At 67.1% G+C, this 16,391-nt stretch carries 14 protein-coding genes and 1 tRNA gene; 10 read left to right on the forward strand and 5 right to left on the reverse strand.

The annotated features are described in order from the left end of the window. The first annotated feature begins 426 nt into the window (after positions 1-426). Positions 427-1,140: a glutathione S-transferase N-terminal domain-containing protein gene (locus VRZ77_RS02345; RefSeq protein WP_414591110.1), complete on the forward strand. Its 714-nt coding sequence runs from the start codon at positions 427-429 to the stop codon at positions 1,138-1,140. 123 nt (positions 1,141-1,263) lie between these two features. Continuing rightward, positions 1,264-1,355 (forward strand) — tRNA-Ser (locus VRZ77_RS02350). Positions 1,356-1,923: 568 nt separating this feature from the next. On the opposite strand, the gene VRZ77_RS02355 is transcribed toward VRZ77_RS02350, so the two are convergent. The 5 genes from VRZ77_RS02355 to VRZ77_RS02375 all read right to left on the reverse strand — a co-directional run bounded on the left by VRZ77_RS02355 (position 1,924) and on the right by VRZ77_RS02375 (position 7,067). Then, entirely contained in the window at positions 1,924-2,760 is an 837-nt protein-coding gene (locus VRZ77_RS02355) for a sugar phosphate isomerase/epimerase family protein (protein WP_414591111.1), read from the reverse strand. Beyond that, complete coding sequence (locus tag VRZ77_RS02360; protein WP_241616369.1) at positions 2,757-4,262, reverse strand: tripartite tricarboxylate transporter permease; 1,506 nt, start codon at positions 4,260-4,262, stop codon at positions 2,757-2,759. Before VRZ77_RS02360 ends, VRZ77_RS02355 begins: the two co-directional genes overlap by 4 nt. 1 nt (position 4,263) lies before the next feature. After that, positions 4,264-4,716 carry a tripartite tricarboxylate transporter TctB family protein gene (locus VRZ77_RS02365; protein ID WP_414591112.1) on the reverse strand — a complete coding sequence of 151 codons (453 nt, stop codon included), beginning with the start codon at positions 4,714-4,716 and terminating at the stop codon, positions 4,264-4,266. 11 nt (positions 4,717-4,727) lie between these two features. Further along, positions 4,728-5,714, reverse strand: coding sequence for a Bug family tripartite tricarboxylate transporter substrate binding protein (locus VRZ77_RS02370; RefSeq protein WP_414591113.1), 987 nt, complete (start codon positions 5,712-5,714; stop codon positions 4,728-4,730). A gap of 102 nt (positions 5,715-5,816) precedes the next feature. After that, positions 5,817-7,067, reverse strand: a complete 1,251-nt coding sequence (locus tag VRZ77_RS02375; protein WP_414591114.1) for a YncE family protein — start codon at positions 7,065-7,067, stop codon at positions 5,817-5,819. Positions 7,068-7,366: 299 nt separating this feature from the next. Here VRZ77_RS02375 and VRZ77_RS02380 point away from each other — a divergent pair, with 299 nt between their 5' ends. From VRZ77_RS02380 to VRZ77_RS02415, 8 genes are all read left to right on the forward strand, one after another. Beyond that, the gene (locus VRZ77_RS02380; RefSeq protein ID WP_414591115.1) at positions 7,367-8,500 is read left to right on the forward strand and encodes a transporter substrate-binding domain-containing protein; all 1,134 of its coding nucleotides are present in this window, start codon (positions 7,367-7,369) and stop codon (positions 8,498-8,500) included. After that, the gene (locus tag VRZ77_RS02385; RefSeq protein WP_414591116.1) at positions 8,497-9,078 is read left to right on the forward strand and encodes an ANTAR domain-containing response regulator; all 582 of its coding nucleotides are present in this window, start codon (positions 8,497-8,499) and stop codon (positions 9,076-9,078) included. Before VRZ77_RS02380 ends, VRZ77_RS02385 begins: the two co-directional genes overlap by 4 nt. Before the next feature lie 23 nt (positions 9,079-9,101). Continuing rightward, the gene (locus VRZ77_RS02390; protein ID WP_414591276.1) at positions 9,102-9,932 is read left to right on the forward strand and encodes an ABC transporter permease; all 831 of its coding nucleotides are present in this window, start codon (positions 9,102-9,104) and stop codon (positions 9,930-9,932) included. Next, complete coding sequence (locus tag VRZ77_RS02395) at positions 9,932-10,852, forward strand: ABC transporter permease (protein WP_414591117.1); 921 nt, start codon at positions 9,932-9,934, stop codon at positions 10,850-10,852. Before VRZ77_RS02390 ends, VRZ77_RS02395 begins: the two co-directional genes overlap by 1 nt. 46 nt (positions 10,853-10,898) lie before the next feature. Then, positions 10,899-12,536, forward strand: a complete 1,638-nt coding sequence (locus VRZ77_RS02400; protein ID WP_414591118.1) for an ABC transporter substrate-binding protein — start codon at positions 10,899-10,901, stop codon at positions 12,534-12,536. A 71-nt stretch (positions 12,537-12,607) separates the two neighbouring features. Next, entirely contained in the window at positions 12,608-13,552 is a 945-nt protein-coding gene (locus VRZ77_RS02405; protein ID WP_414591119.1) for an acetamidase/formamidase family protein, read from the forward strand. After that, positions 13,549-15,234 carry an ABC transporter ATP-binding protein gene (locus VRZ77_RS02410; RefSeq protein ID WP_414591120.1) on the forward strand — a complete coding sequence of 562 codons (1,686 nt, stop codon included), beginning with the start codon at positions 13,549-13,551 and terminating at the stop codon, positions 15,232-15,234. Before VRZ77_RS02405 ends, VRZ77_RS02410 begins: the two co-directional genes overlap by 4 nt. Before the next feature lie 89 nt (positions 15,235-15,323). Then, positions 15,324-16,376 carry a dipeptidase gene (locus tag VRZ77_RS02415; RefSeq protein ID WP_414591121.1) on the forward strand — a complete coding sequence of 351 codons (1,053 nt, stop codon included), beginning with the start codon at positions 15,324-15,326 and terminating at the stop codon, positions 16,374-16,376. Positions 16,377-16,391 lie beyond the last annotated feature (15 nt).

Raw genomic sequence — 16,391 nt, forward strand, 5'->3', positions numbered from 1 at the left:
GCCGTGGTCTGCACCTTGGCGGGCGTGGCGGCGGCGGGGGGCGCGGAAGTGGGCGCGCTCGCGGCGAAGGCCGCCGCCGAGGAGAGCACAAACGCAGCGGTGGTGAGGGTGGCAAGAGTACGCTTGATCATGTCTGATCCTCGCTTGATATCCGCGTTTATCTGCGGACAGGCAGTAGTTCGCTCCCGCTTGGTGTTTTAAATTTGTCGGACGAAAGAAATCATTTTGATGAGCACAAACCAATATTCCAAAGGTTTCCCTATCGAAAAGTAACCATGGGTGAGGGGGTGCTAAAATGCTTGAATCTGCAAGATTTCGTGCCGAGGCGGGCGGCTTCCGGTTCCGCTTGCCAGCGCCGCCGGAGAGTCCTAGTTCTGGTGGCACGATGGCCCAAAAGCGGCAAAACGGCGGAGGGGTACACCCGACATGGCCCAGCTTCAGACGCGACCGATCCAGCTCTATTACTGGCCGACCCCCAATGGCTGGAAGATCAGCATCATGCTGGAGGAGTGCGGGCTGCCCTATGAGGTGATCCCGGTGAACATCGCCAAGGGCGAGCAGTTCCGCCCGGAATTCCTGGCACTCTCACCTAACAACAAGATTCCCGCGATCATCGACCCCGACGGGCCGGGCGGCGAGCCGATCTCGGTGTTCGAGTCGGGCGCGATCCTGCAATATCTCGGGCGCAAGACCGGGCTGTTCTACCCCGCCGACGAGCGCGGCCGGGTCGAGGTCGACCAGTGGCTGTTCTGGCAGATGGCGGGGCTCGGGCCGATGGCCGGGCAGACCCATCATTTCCGCATCTACGCGCCCGAGAAGATCGCCTACGCCATTGACCGCTACACCAACGAGACGCACCGGCTCTACGGCGTGCTCAACAAGCGGCTGGCGGATCGCGATTTCGTCGCCGGCAGCTATTCCATCGCCGACATGGCGATCCTGGGCTGGGCCAAGCTCTGGGAGCGGCAGGGGCAGGATATCGCCGAGTTTCCCCATATGGCGCGCTGGCTGGAGCGCATGCTCGCGCGCCCGGCGGTGAAGCGCGGCCTCGCCGTGAACGCCGAGGACCGCAACCGCACCGATCTCGCCACCGACAAGGATGCGCAGAAGGTCCTGTTCGGCCAGCGTGCCCGCAACTGAGCCCGGCACGCACGGCGACGACGGTGCATCATTTCACGATGGCCCTTGACCGTTGGGCGCTCAAAACCTAGACAGGGCGCCGCCCCATCCTAGCGCCGCCTCGCGGCGTCCGGCGGGCGGGCTGGAGACGTGGCCGAGAGGCTGAAGGCACTCGTTTGCTAAATGAGCAGGCCCCCAAAAGGGCCTCGAGGGTTCGAATCCCTCCGTCTCCGCCATTTCAGTCCCAAACTGGGCACGTCGATTCAGCCCCCGTCGCGCGCCGACGCGCGCGCCCTATGCAGGCCGCGCCATACGAGGTCTTCCGGCTCCAGTCTAAACATCACTCAAACGCATTCTGTTCAGCCACTAGCTATGTCGGGCGCATTGCCGGCGAAAGGGTGCTCTCCCATGACCGCCGTCGAGATATCCCCATAGTCAGCCTCCAGCCGAACCGGATCGTGCTCGCGGAACTCGCGCCGTCTGACGACGAGGCTGTGCCGAGGACGCTGGCTCAGATGCGCAATGACAGTCACGCGCGCGAAGCCTGGCCTGCCGCACTCGCGCCGCTGTCCGGCGGAACGGGCTGGTGGTGCCGCTGGTCGCGGCGTTTTCCGTGTCCGGCGTCGCCCTCTGGCAAGTTCACGCACGGCATTTTTCGCGGCCTCGCGCTTGTCCGTTACGCCGCCGGCGGCTGGCTTAGGATTCGTCCCGGCGAGGGGGATATCGTATCGACAGGCTCGCGGCGAGCAGGCGGGGAGCCCGTCGTACCAATACGGTAACTCACCCGCCGAAGTCCGCCCGCCTTCAGGCCGATTGCGGCGTGACGACCTTCTCGGCAATGTCGGCGAGGATATCGCGCCCCTTCAGCATGTCCTCGATGCCGAGATAATCCTGCATGTAGTGGCCGCGATAGCCGCGCCGCTCCAATTCGCGGAAGATATCGGCGAAGTCCATGTTTCCGGTTCCCGGATACAGGTGTTCCTCGATCTCGCCGCGATTGTCGGCCAGCCGGACCTCGCCGCAGCGGCTGAAATCGAGCACGTCGAGAAAGCCGCGAATGCCGCAGTCCAACATATGGGCATGATTGGTCGTGAAGGCCCAGCGCAGGGCCGGCGAGGTCAGCCGCTCGAAATAGAACGCCGCCTCCTCGGGGTCGTGCACCAGATATTTCACCTCGGCGCCCGCGGGTTCGGGATTCATGTTCTCCAAGAGGATGGTCATGCCCTCGTCCTCGGCGATCGCGCTCATGCGGGCGAGGCGGGCGACGGCGATCTCCATGCGCTCACGCTTGTCGGCCGTGAAATGATAGCCGCCATGCATGATCACCCAGCCGGCGCCGAGCGCCTTGGCGGCGCGCAGATAGGCGGTGAGATAGGCATCGGTCGCCTCACTCAGGAACGGCGAGCTTTCGGCGACATTGACCGCCGACAGCGTGTGCAGGCCGAGCGTGATGCCGGCCGCCTCGATTTTCTCCCGGGCACGGGCGAGCCGGGGATTGGAGGGGTCCAGCAACGCCGGGTCCGGATCGAGGCAGATGTCGAGATAATGGACCCCGTTCGCGATCGCCCAGTCGAGACCGGGCTCCAGCCCGATCCGTCGGTTGAGGTCGATCCCGATGCGGGAGCGGAAATCGTTTCTCACGGCAGTTCTCCCATGCTGGCGTGGCGCGCCCGCGATGCCAGCATGCCGGCGATCAGCGGAACGGCGAGGAACAGCGCCGCCGCGACCATCAGCGCCGCCGCGATCGGACGGTCGAAGAAGATGATGGCGGTGCCATGCGACATGGTGAGCGACTGGCGCAGCGAGCTTTCGAAGATCGGCCCGAGCACGAGGCCGAGCACCATGGGCGCCGCCGGCCAGTCGAACCGCTTCATGCCCCAACCCAGCGCGCCGAAGCCCACCACCAGCCAGCAATCCTCAAGGCTGTTGGCCTGCGAGAACACACCGACCAGACAGATCGCGAGGATGGGCGGATACAGCCACTTGTAGGGCACCTTGAGCAGGCGGGCGAACAGGCCGGCGAGCGGCAGGTTCATGATCAGCAGCAGCACATTGCCGATATACATGCTGGCGATGACCGCCCAGACCAGCGTCGAGTTCTGGGTGAACAGCTCGGGGCCGGGGCGCAGACCGAACATGATCAGGGCGCCGAGGATGATCGCCGTGGTGCCCGAGCCGGGCACGCCGAGTGCGAACATCGGGACCAGCGCGCCGGCGGCGGCGGCGTTGTTGGAGGCTTCCGGCCCGGCGACGCCCTCAATGGCACCCTTGCCGAATTCCTCCGGGTGGCGGGAGAGCTTCTTCTCCATGATGTAGGCGATGAAGCTGGCAATGGTCGCGCCCGTGCCCGGCAGGACACCCACCAGGAAGCCGACGAACGAACCGCGCAGGATCGGCATCCGGCTGCGCCGCCAGTCCTCGCGCGTCGGCAGGGCGCTCTTCACCTCGGCCACCGGCCGCGCCGTCGCGGAGGAACAACTCGCCAGCACCTCGCCGACACCGAACAGGGCGACGGTGAGCACGATGAACTCGATGCCGTCCAGCAGCCAGATCATGCCGAAATCGAAACGGGACACGCCGCTTTGCGGGTCGACGCCGATCGTGGCGAGCAGAAGCCCCGCCACGCCCGCCGCCACGCCGCGCAGCACCGAGCGGCCGCTTACAGCGGCGAGGGCGACGAGGCCGAGCACCACCAGTGCGAAATATTCCGGTGGCCCGAAGGCGAGCGCGGCTTCCGCCAGCGCCGGCGCGACCAATGTCAGGCCGAGCGTGGCGATGGTGCCGGCAATGAACGAGCCGATGGCGGCGATCCCGAGGGCAGGGCCGGCACGGCCCTTGATGGCCATCTGGTAGCCATCGATGCTGGTCATGACCGTCGAGGATTCCCCGGGCACGCTGATGAGCACCGAGGTGATGGTGCCGCCATATTGCGCGCCGTAATAGATGCCGGCGAACATGATGAGCGAGCCGGTCGGGTCGCCGCCGAAGGTGAGCGGCAGCAGCAGCGCGATCGCTGCCGAAGGACCGATGCCGGGCAGCACGCCCACCAATTGCCCGAGGAACACGCCGACAAAGCACATCAGCAGATTGGCAGGCGTAAGAGCGGTTGCGAAACCGCCGCCGAGATCGATCAGCGATTCCATGTCAGAAGTCCCACGGCGTGAGTGGAAGAGGCACGGCGAGCCAGTGCACGAAGATCAGCGCCAGGCAGCCGGTGACCAATGCGGAAATGATGGTGGAACGCAGCAGCGGGAGCCGCTCCACATAGAGATAGATGAACATCATCATCGCGAAGACCGGCAGCAGGAACCCGATGAAGCCGAGGCTCGCCACCACGACCACCAGCGCGCCGAGCACGAGCATGGATTTGGTGAGCGGCTCGCGCTCCTCCTCATCGGGGTCCGCCAGAAGCAGCGACACCATCACCCCGCCGGAGAGCAGCAGGAGCAGCGCGCCGTAGACCAGGGGAAGAAAACCTGAGTCCGGCGCGAAGCCGGACCACAGGGGAAAGTCGAGCGAACCCACGACCCAGTACAGGCCGAGCAGAGTCCAGCCGCCGGCGAAGGCCATGTCGCCGGTCAAGATCTTCTGTTTCATTGGGCCTCTCCTCAGGCCGGCTTGGCCAGGAGTTCGCGATAGAGCTTTTCCTGCGCGGCGAGGAACGCCACGAAATCCGCCCCGACGATCGGCGCTTCCGTCGCCACGTTGTCCGCGATGTATTTCTTCATGGTGGGGGAGGCGGCGACCTTCTGCATGATGCCTTCCCAATAGGCCTGGGCGGCCGGGTCGACATCCTTGGGCACGGCGATGCCGCGCCACATCTGGAAGTTCGGCACGGAGAGGCCGATTTCCTTCATGGTCGGGACGTCCGGCATGGCGGAGAAGCGCGTGTCACGGAACACGCCCAGCGCGCGGACCTTGCCGGAGGCGAGCTGGCCCATGAACTCCAGCGGGTTGCCGATCGTGCCGTCGACATGGCCGCCGAGCAGCGCGGTCAGCGATTCACCGCCCGAGTTGAAGTTGACCGGGTTGATGTCCTTGCCGAGGGCGCGCGACAACACGGTGATCGCCATGACATCGGTGGTGCCGCCGGTCGAGAAGTTGAACGTCTTGGTCGGCTTCGACTTGATGTCTTCGACCATCTCCTGCGCGGTCTTGTACTTGGAATCCCCCCGCACGAAGAGCAGGAAGTCGTCGAGCATGAAGTTCATGATCGGCTGGATTTCCGTGAGCGTGCGCGCGGACGGGTTCAGTATCGGCGTGATCTGGGTCGTGCCGTTGATCAGGACGATGGTGTTGGGATCCTTGCGCCGGCTCGCCGCCACATAGCCGAGGCCGACGGCACCGCCGCCGCCCGGCCGGTTGTTGAGCACCAGCGGCTGCGGGATGAGCTTCTCCTCGACGATGATCTTGCCGACCACGCGGGCGAGCAGATCGGAACCGCCGCCGGCCGCGAACGGAATCACCAGTTCGACATCACGGGTCGGCGCCCACGCGCTCTGGGCGAAGGCGCTGCCAAGCATGCCGGAACCGGAGGAAATCAGGCAAGCCGAGGCCGAAGCCCCGAGTACGAAATCTCGGCGTGAAATATTCATGGTCCCCTCCCAGGGATATGTTTTTTTAGATTGGCGTCGCGTTGTATTTTTTGAATTATGAATTCAGTCTGACATTTCCTCTGAGGAATGCAACTGAATTCTCTATTGCGATGCGGTATAGGAAATCTCAATTACTTCAATGAAATAGGTCTCGTTTCCGACACCACTTACCCGCGCAAGCATTCGCAGCGTGCGGGCGTCGAGCAGCCAGAGCTGGCTGCTGCCGGGCGCGCCTCGTGCCCCGCCGGCCACCACGACCAGAGCGCCGTCCCCCGTTACCCCGATCCCGCGCGGGCAGGGCGGCGAGCCGAGCGGATCAGACAGGGCGGCACGCCCGCTCTCCTTCCAGTCGCCCTGCGCGGTGCGCTCGATTCGCGAGACGGTGCCGGTCCGAAAGCAGGTGGCGAAGACGCTCAGGCCGTCAGGCGAAAAGGCGACGCCCATCGGGCGGCTCGGCCGGCCGTCATCGCTGCCGACCGCGACGTGGCGTGCAGCCCAGCCGTCGCCGCGCCTCAGCGCCGCGAGATCGAGAAAGGTGACGGCGTTGCCCTCCGCGCCGGTGCGCGGGCATTCGCGGCTAGCGACCACCGCCAGCGTGCCGTCGGGGCTCGCTGCGATGCCGAACGGGCCGGTCGGCAAATCCAGCCGCGCCAGCGGAGTATGCGGCTCGCCCGACAGCACGTCGGTGAGCGCGAAGGCGGTGACGGTCGAGCTGCCGCCATCGGCGGTGAGCACAAGATCGGGCGTGCCGCGCGCGATGGCGATGCCGGCCGGGTTGGGATAGCGGCCGAAGCCTGGATCAGGCGACCCCGCACGGGTGGGTTCCCCCTCATGCGGCAGCGGGAAATTGTGCCGGAGCGTGAGGGTGAGGAGATCGATCACGCTGATCTGGTAGCCGCCATCCTCAAGGCCGGGACCTTCGCCGGCCGCGACGAGGAGATGGCGGCCATCCGGCGCGACCACGCAACCAACCGGGCCGAACGTCGCCGTCGGCAGGAGCAGGGTCGGGCGGGTGGCGGCGCCGGCCAGCGTCGCCCGCAGGTCGAACATCGCAACCGCCCCGGCGTGCCCGTGGGGGTGGGCGTCAAGCGCCTGCGGGCTCGCGGCGCCAGCATGGTTGACGACGACCAGCCGGTCGAGCTCCGGCACTACCGCCACGCTGACCGGCAGCCCGACAGCCGGAGCCCGGGCACCCGAGGGCAACGCGATGTCCGGTGTGACCCGCGCGCGGGTGATCACGGCGCGGTCGGTATCGTTATTGGCAGGATCGAGTGCGGCGTCGATATCCACGACCGTCAGCATGGGGTCCCAGCGGCCGCTGACGAGGGCCAGGCGTCGCGCGCGTGCATCCATGACGGCACTCTCGGATGTGGGGGGCAGGTGGCGCGCACCATGGAGCTTCCGCCGGCGTCGGGCAACCTAAGGGAAACGGGGCTCCATGGCGCGGTGCAAAAATCCGGTACGGCATTGACATCACCGAACCAGCCCATATTGTTGGCTTGCTTATCCGATAGGCATGCATCGATAAGCATCACATTGGCTGCAGAGGCCCAGGGCAACAGCGCCCCGCGAAATCCCCGCCCGACCGGCGGAAGCGGTTTCGTGGGGCGTTTTGCGTTTGGTCCGGGGTTCGACGGATTTCGGGAGTTGAGATGGGCGCGCCCCTTCGCATCGGCATCCTCTATTCGACCAGCGGCGCCTATGGCGCCTTCGGGCGCGAGTGCCGGGATGGCGCCGAATTCGCCGCCGAGCGGCTGGCGCGCGAGGGCGTGCCGGTTGAGCTGGTGATCGCGGATCCGCAGGGCGAGGCCGGCCGCTATGTGACGCTGGCGCGTGAGCTGCTTCGTGAGAAGGGCTGCCGACACATCGTCGGCACCGCGCTTTCCGCCGCGCGCAAGGATGTCGCGCCTCTGGTCGAGAAGCACGACGCCCTGCTCTGGTACATCTGCCCTTATGAGGGCTTCGAGGCCAATGAGAACATCATCTATACCGGCGCCTGTCCCAACCAGCATCTGCTGCCGCTGTTCGACCACCTGATCCCGCGCCATGGCGGACGGGTGTTTCTGCTCGGTGCGAATTATGTCTGGGGCTGGGAGATGAACCGCCTCGCCCGCGAACTCCTGCTCGCCGGCGGCGGCGAGGTGGTCGGCGAGCGTTTCCTGCCGATCGAGGAGACCGAGATCGGCCGCCTCATCGCCGAAATCCGGGCGCAGCGGCCGTCCTTCATTCTCAACAACCTGATCGGTCCGTCGAGCTACGCCTTCCTCGCCGCCATGAGCGAGCTTGCGCGCGAGGACTCCGCGTTCCGTCCGGAGGTCTGCCCGGTGGTGAGCTGCGACCTCACCGAATGCGAGCTTGGCGAGTTCGCGCCCGGAGTCGCCGTCGGCCAGCTCGCCGCCGCCTGCTATTTCGACAGCCTCGACACGCCGGAAAACCGCGCCTTCAAGGCGATGGCGAGCGCGCGCTATGGGATGGGCCGGCGCTTTTCCTCGTTTTTCTCGGGTGCCTATGCGGCGGTGCGGCTTTGCGCCGAGGCCATCGTCGCCGCCGGCACCGACGAGCCGGCCGAGGTGCGCCGCGCGGTCTGCGGCAAGGTGCACCAGACGGTGCAGGGCCCGATCCGCGTCGACCCGCGCACCAATCATGCCGCATTGCCGTTCCATCTCGGGCGCATCAACGGAGAGGGCGGGTTCGACGTCATCGCCTCGCGCCCGCCGATCGCCGCCGATCCCTATCTCACCGGCGCGCGCGGCGCCCACGCGAGCCATCTGAGGGTGGTGTCATGATCACACCAAATTTGGTCGGCCGCCGCGCTCTGGTGCTCCACCGTCCCGACGAGGCGATCGCCCGGCTGGAGCGCCAGCTCCGGCTGATCGGCCTTGATGTCGAGCAGCGCTGGGCGCCGATGCCGGCGGGCGAGACGCTGGATATCGTGCTGGTCGATGCCGATCAGGGCTGGAACGGGCTTCTACCGTGGGCGCCGGGCTCGGCGGCGGCGCTGCCGGTGGTCGCGCTGCTGGGTTCGGAAGCGCCGGGGCGCGTCGCCTGGGCCATCGATCAGGGCGCGGGCGCGATCATCGCCAAGCCGGTCGCGGCGGCGGCGGTCTATCCGGCGCTGGTCCTCGCGCTGCACGCCTTCGCGGCGCGGCTGGAGACCGAGCGCAAGATCGACCGGCTCAACGAGCGGCTACGGATGCGCGCCGTGGTGGCGCGCGCGGTCGAGGCAATCGCACTGCGGCAGGGGATCGACGAGGAGGCGGCCTATGGCCAGCTCCGCGATATAGCGATGAACCGGCGCCTGTCTCTCGAACAGGCCGCCGCGGCCGTGCTGGCGCGCCGCCATATGCTGCCCGAGGTCGGCTGATGGCGGTCGCTTCATTCCGAGCGATGCTGCGCCGGCCGATGCTGACGCTGGCGCTTGTCATCATCGCGCTGGTGGTCGCCTGCGCTCTGCTGGCGCCGCTGCTCGCGCCCTATGCGCCGGACGATCAGATCTTCGACGGTCTGTCGCTGGAGGGGGCGCCGCTGCCACCCTCCGCGCAGTTTCTGCTCGGCACCGACACGCTCGGCCGCGACCTGCTCTCGCGTCTCATCTATGGCGCGCGGACCTCGCTGCTGATCGGGCTCGTCGCCAACGGCACGGCGGTGCTCATCGGGCTCACGGTGGGCGTGCTGGCCGGCTATTTCTCGGGGCTCATCGGCGGCGTGCTGATGCGCTTCACCGATCTGATGACCGCCTTTCCGGCGCTGCTGCTGGCCATCGTGCTGGCGGCGCTGCTCAAGCCGAGCCTGTGGATCGTGGCGCTGGTCATCGCCATGGTGAACTGGGTGCAGGTGGCGCGCATCGGCTACACGGAGGCGCGCTCTCTGGCCGAGCGCGACTTCATCCTCGCCGAGCGGGCGATGGGGGCAGGGCACCTGCGCATATTGTTCCGCCACATCGTGCCGCATCTGGTGCCGACCGCCATTGTATGGGGCACGCTCGGCATCGCGACGACGGTGCTGCTGGAGGCGACGCTCTCCTTCCTTGGTATCGGCGTACAGCCGCCGGAGCCCTCCTGGGGTAATATCGTCTTCGAGAGCCAGAGCTATTTCCAGTCGGCGCCGTGGCTCGTCTTCTTCCCCGGCATCGCGATCCTGATGACCGCGCTGTCGTTCAATCTGGTGGGCGACGCGCTGCGCGACTTCATCGACCCGACCCTGAGGGGGAGGGACTGATGGCACTGCTGCTCATCCGCCGCCTGCTTCAGGCCGCGCTCATCCTGCTCGGGGTGGCCGCCATCACCTTCGTGCTGCTCTATGCGCTGCCGGCGGATCCCGCGGTGCTGCTGGCGGGGCGAAACGCCACGCCGCAGATCGTCGCCAGCATCCGCCACCAGCTTGGCCTCGACCTGCCGCTCCCGGTGCAGTTCTGGCATTACCTCACCAATCTGCTGCAGGGCGACCTCGGCCGTTCCTTCAACCAGAAGACCGCCGTTGCCCCCCTCATCCTCGCCCGGCTGCCGGCGACGCTGACGCTGATGGCGGCCGGCATCGCCATCGAGGTGCTGGTCGGGCTGACGCTCGGCGTGATCGCGGCGGTGCGCCGCGATGGGCCGGTGGACCGGCTGGTGATGACGCTTTCCTTCGTCGGTGTCTCCACCCCGCAATTCCTGGTGGCGCTGCTGCTGCTTTATGTGTTCGCCGCCACGCTCGGCTGGTTCCCGATGTCGGGCTACGGCACGCCGGCCCATCTGGTGCTGCCGGCGGTCACGCTCGGCATTCTCGGTGCCGGCTGGTATGCGCGCATTGTGCGCTCGGCGATGATCGATGTGCTCGGGCAGGACTATGTGCGCACCGCCCACGCCAAGGGTGTCCCGGCCGCGCGCGTGGTGCTGCGCCACGCTCTGCCTAATGCGCTGCTGCCGGTGATCGCGATGATCGGCATCGATATCGGCCAGTTCATGGGCGGAACCGTGGTGGTCGAGGCGGTGTTCGGCTGGCCCGGCATCGGCCAGCTCGCCTGGCAGGCGATCCAGCAGGTCGACATCCCGATCATCATGGGCGTCACGCTGGTCTCTGCGCTCGCCATCGTTCTCGGCAACCTCCTCGCCGACCTCATTGCCCCCCTCATCGATCCGCGTATCCGCGCGGCCTGATGTCCCGACAACACGCGTTCAACCAACAACCAGAGGGTTCCACGCCATGCTGAAGACCTTGATGCGATCGACGGCATTAGCTGCCGCGATCGCCTTCGCGCCGGCCGCCGTGCTTACGCTCGGCACCATCGCCCCCGCCCTTGCGCAGGCGCAGGGCGGCGACATCGTCGTCACCTACAAGGACGACATCGCCACGCTCGATCCCGCCATCGGCTATGACTGGCAGAACTGGTCGATCATCAAGAGCCTGTATTCGCGCCTGATGGACTACACGCCCGGCACGCCCGACCTCGTGCCCTCGCTGGCCGAGAGCTTTGAGGTGTCTCCCGACGGGCTCACCTACACCTTCAAGCTGCGCAAGGGCGTGAAGTTCTCCAATGGCCGCGAGGTGGTGCCGGCCGATGTGAAGTACTCCATCGAGCGCGCGGTCGATCCCAAGACGGAAGGCCCCGGCGGCGGCTTCTTCGGCGCCATTGCCGGCTTCGACGACTTCACCGCCGGCAAGGCGGACGGGCTCGCCGGCATCGAGACCCCGGATGATTCGACCGTCGTCTTCAAGCTCTCGCGCCCGGACGCGACCTTCCTGCATGTGCTGGCGATCAACTTCGCCTCGGTCGTGCCTAAGGAGGCGGTAGAGGCCGCCGCCGGTGATTTCGGCAAGAAGCCGGTGGGCTCGGGCACCTTCGTGATGAAGGACTGGGTGATCGGCCAGAAGCTCGTCTTCGCGCGCAACCCCGACTATTTCGTCAAGGGCGTGCCGCATATCGACAGCTTCACCATCGAGATCGGCCAGGAGCCGCTGGTGGCGCTGCTGCGCCTGCAGAAGGGCGAGGTCGACATCGCCGGCGACGGCATTCCGCCGGCCAAGTTCATCGAGATTTCCAAGTCGCCCGAGGCCAAGGACCTGATCGTCGACGGCGAGCAACTCCACACCGGCTATGTGACGCTCAACACCAAGATCAAGCCGCTCGACGACGTGAAGGTGCGTCAGGCGCTGAACATGGCGATTAACAAGGAGCGCATCGTCCGCATCGTCAATGGCCGCGCGACCCCGGCGAACCAGCCGCTGCCTCCGGCCATGCCGGGCTATGACACGGCATATAAGGGCTATGCCTATGACGTAGCCAAGGCCAAGGCGCTGCTGAAGGAGGCCGGCTACGCTGACGGCTTCTCGACCGTGCTCTATTCTACCAACACCGACCCGCAGCCCCGCATCGCGCAGGCGATCCAGCAGGACCTCGCGGCCATCGGCGTCAAGGCGGAGATCAAGGCGCTGGCGCAGTCCAACGTGATCGCCGCCGGCGGCACCGAGGGCGAGGCCCCGATGATCTGGTCGGGCGGTATGGCCTGGATCGCGGACTTCCCGGATCCGTCCAATTTCTACGGCCCGATCCTTGGCTGCGCCGGCGCGGTTCAGGGCGGTTGGAACTGGGCGTGGTACTGCAACGAGGACCTGCAGAAGCGCTCCGTTGCCGCCGATTCCATGTCCGATCCGGCCAAGTCGGCGGAGCGCATCGAGGCATGGAAGAAGATCTTCGTCGACGTGATGGCCGACGCGCCGTGGATCCCGATCTTCAACGAGCGCCGCGTGGTGGCGAAGTCGAAGCGGATGGGCGGCGAGCCGAACATCTATGTCGATCCGACCCGCGTCATCAATTACGACGCGATCTTCGTGAAGCCGTGACGGACTGAGCTTTCCCGCCGCGGCGCCATCGCCGCGGCGGGGGCTCCCGGCTGCAACCAAAGAGAACGACCATGTGCGTGGCCTGCAATCACACGATCCATCGTGCCAACCACCATTTCGGCTGGAACCGGGACTTCACACCCGTGCTGACGGCGCAGTCCGGCGAGACGATCCATTTCGAATGCATCGATTCCTCCGCCGGACAGCTCGGCGAGGGCTCGACGGTGGAGAGCGTGCGCACGCTGGATTTCGGCAAGGTCAACCCGGTGACCGGCCCCGTCTTCATCGAGGGCGCGGCACCCGGCGACGCGCTCAAGGTGACGATCCGCAAATTCGTGCCGTCCGGCATTGGCTGGACCGCGAACATCCCCGGCTTCGGCCTGCTCGCCGAGGATTTTCCTGATCCAGCGATCCATGTCTGGAAATATGACGCTCTGTCGCTCGCGCCGGCACTGTTCGGACCCGGCGGGCGCGTGCCGCTGAAGCCCTTTGCCGGCACGATCGGCGTCGCACCCGCCGAGCCGGGCCTGCATTCGGTGGTGCCGCCGCGCCGTGTCGGCGGCAATCTGGACATTCGCGACATCACCGAGGGCGTGACGCTCTATCTGCCTGTCGAGGTCGAGGGTGCGCTGTTCTCCATCGGCGACACCCATGCCGCGCAGGGCGATGGCGAGGTGTGCGGCACCGCGATCGAGAGCCGGATGGATGTCGAGGCGACGATCGAACTGGTGAAGGACGCCCGGCTGGTGTCCCCGCGCTTCACCACGCCGGGCCCGGTGACGCGCCATCTCGACGCCGCCGGCTACGAGGTCACGACCGGCATCGGCCCGGACCTGATGACCGGGGCCAAGGAGGCGCTGAAGCGGATGATCGACCTTCTGGCCGCCGAACACGGGATGAACCCGGTCGACGCCTATATGCTGTGCTCGGTTTGCGGCGACCTGCGCATCAGCGAGATCGTCGACATGCCGAACTGGGTGGTGTCATTCTACTTCCCACGGATCGTGTTTTCGTGAGCGTGCCGGTCCTCGCCGTCGACGGGCTGTGCGTCGATGCCCGCACGCCGCAGGGCGCGCGGCGCGTGCTGCACGAGGTCAGTTTCGCGCTCGCGGCGGGGGAGACGCTGTGCCTTGCCGGCGAGAGCGGCTCCGGCAAATCGGTGACCTCGCTCGCCATCATGCGGCTGCTCGCCAAAGGCGCGTTGCGCGTCGCCTCGGGGGCGATCCGGCTGGAGGGGCGCGACCTGCTCGCCCTGCCGGAGCGTGCCATGCGGCGCGTGCGCGGCGGGGACGTCGCCATGATCTTTCAGGAGCCGATGACCTCGCTCAACCCGGTGATCAGCATCGGCGCGCAGCTTACCGAGGCGATCCGCATCCACCAGGGCGCCGAGAACGCGCAGGCCCGCGCCCGCGACATGCTGGACGCGGTGCGCATCACCGATCCGGCGCGTCGGCTCGCGCAATATCCGCACGAATTATCCGGCGGCATGCGCCAGCGCGTGATGATCGCCATGGCGCTGTCCTGCCGGCCCAAAGTGCTGATTGCCGACGAGCCGACCACCGCGCTCGACGTCACGGTTCAGGCTCAGATTCTCACTTTGATGCGCGAGCTGAAAGGCGAGTTTGGCACCTCGATCCTGCTGATCACCCACGACATGGGCGTGGTCGCGCAGATGGCGGATCGCGTCGCGATCATGCAGGCCGGGCGCATCGTGGAGGCGGCAGAGGCGGTGCCGCTGTTCACCGCGCCGCGCGAGGACTATACGCGCGACCTGCTCGCCGCCGTGCCCCGGCTCGGCGCCCGCGCCGGCACGGACGGACCGCCACGTGTCACCGCCGCGGCGCCGCCCGAGCCGCAGCCGGCGGAAAGTCCGTTGCTGTTCGTGCGCGATCTTAGCGTCACCTATGGCCGGCGCGGCACATGGTTCGGTGGTGCGGCGCCGGCTCCGGCCGTGGGCGGCGTGTCGTTCGAGCTCAGGCGCGGGCGCACGCTCGGCCTCGTCGGCGAGAGCGGCTCGGGCAAGTCGACCACCGGCAAGGCGGTGCTTGGCCTCATTCCGTTCTCCGGCGAGGTGGTGCTCGACGGCGTACCGATCGCCGGCCTGTCGCCGCGCGAGATGAAGCCGGTGCGCCGCAAGGCGCAGATGATCTTCCAAGACCCCTATGCCTCGCTCGATCCACGCATGTCGGTGGGGGCGGCCATCGCGGAGCCGCTCGCCATTCACGGCATCGGCACCCGCGCCGAGCGCGCCGAGCGCACGGTCGAGTTGCTGCGCCGCGTCGGCCTGTCGCCGGACCATGCGAGCCGCTACCCGCACGAATTCTCCGGTGGCCAGCGCCAGCGTATCTGCATCGCCCGTGCGCTTGCCCTGGAGCCGAAACTCATCGTCGCGGATGAAAGCGTGGCGGCGCTCGACGTCTCGGTGCGGGCGCGCGTGCTCGACCTGATGCTGGAACTTCAGGAGACGATGGGCCTCGCCTATCTGTTCATCTCCCACGACATGGCGGTGATCGAGCGCATGTGCCACGACGTGGCGGTGATGCGCGGCGGCGCCATCGTCGAGGCCGGCAGCCGGCGGGCGGTATTCGAAGCGCCGGCCGATGCCTATACGCGCGAACTGATGGCCGCCGTGCCGCTGCCCGACCCCACGCGGCGCGGCCACGAAGCTCCCGGACGGCCGGTAGTTCCAGCCGCGTAGTCCGGTCGTCGCCTTGCGGGCATGGCGGAAAGTGCAACAGGATGGTGCCGGGCGACTCGCCCACCTTTCAACCTGCCGGGTCGGTTTCGATGCAGCTTGTTTTCGACGGTCACAACGACGTTCTCCTGCGGCTGTGGAAACACGCGGCGGCCGGCATCGATCCGCTGCGCGAATTCGGCGAGGGCACGACGTCCGGCCACATCGACGCGCCGCGCGCCCAGGCCGGCGGGCTCGGCGGTGGGCTGTGCGCGATCTACATTCCCTCCGGCGACCTCGTGCTCAAGGCGCCGGACGCCAACGGCCATTATGTGACACCGATGGCCGCGCCGCTGGAGCGCGCGCCCTCGCTCGACATCGCGCTCGACATGGCGGCGATCGCGCTGCGGCTGGATCGTGCCGGGCTCTGGCGGCTGTGCCGCTCCACGGCGGATATCCGCGAGGCCATGGTGGCCGGCACTTTCGCCGCCGTGCTGCATATGGAAGGCTGCGAGGCGATCGACCGCGATCTGGCCGCGCTGGAGACCTTCCATGCCGCCGGCCTGCGCTCGCTCGGCCCGGTATGGAGCCGGCACAATATTTTCGGCCACGGCGTGCCTTTCGCCTATCCGATGAGCCCGGATACCGGCCCCGGCCTGACCGAGGCCGGCTTCGATCTCGTACGCGCCTGCGACAGGCTCGGCATCGCCATTGATCTCGCCCATATCACCGAGCAGGGGTTCTGGGATGTCGCGCGCACCAGCGACAAGCCGCTGATCGTCAGCCATTCCAACGCCCATGCGCTGACCCCGGTGGCGCGCAACCTCACCGACCGGCAAATGGACGCGGTGCGCGAGAGCGCGGGGGTGGTCGGGCTCAACTACGCCACCACCATGCTGCGCCCCGATGGCGCGGAGAATGCCGACACGGCGCTTACTCTCATGGTTGCGCACATCCGCTACATGGTTGAGCGCATGGGCATCGACTGCGTGGCGCTCGGCTCGGATTATGACGGCGCCACCATTCCGGCGGCGATCGGCGACGCAGCCGGCCAGCAGGCGCTGGTCGGCGCGTTGGCTACCGATGGCTTCTCTGAGGAGGAACTCGCCAAGCTGTGCCGGGACAACTGGTTGCGGGTTCTCGCCCGCGCCTGGCATGAGAACTGAACGCCACCAACATTG

The organism is Ancylobacter sp. G4_0304 (assembly GCF_047501495.1).
GTDB lineage: Bacteria > Pseudomonadota > Alphaproteobacteria > Rhizobiales > Xanthobacteraceae > Ancylobacter.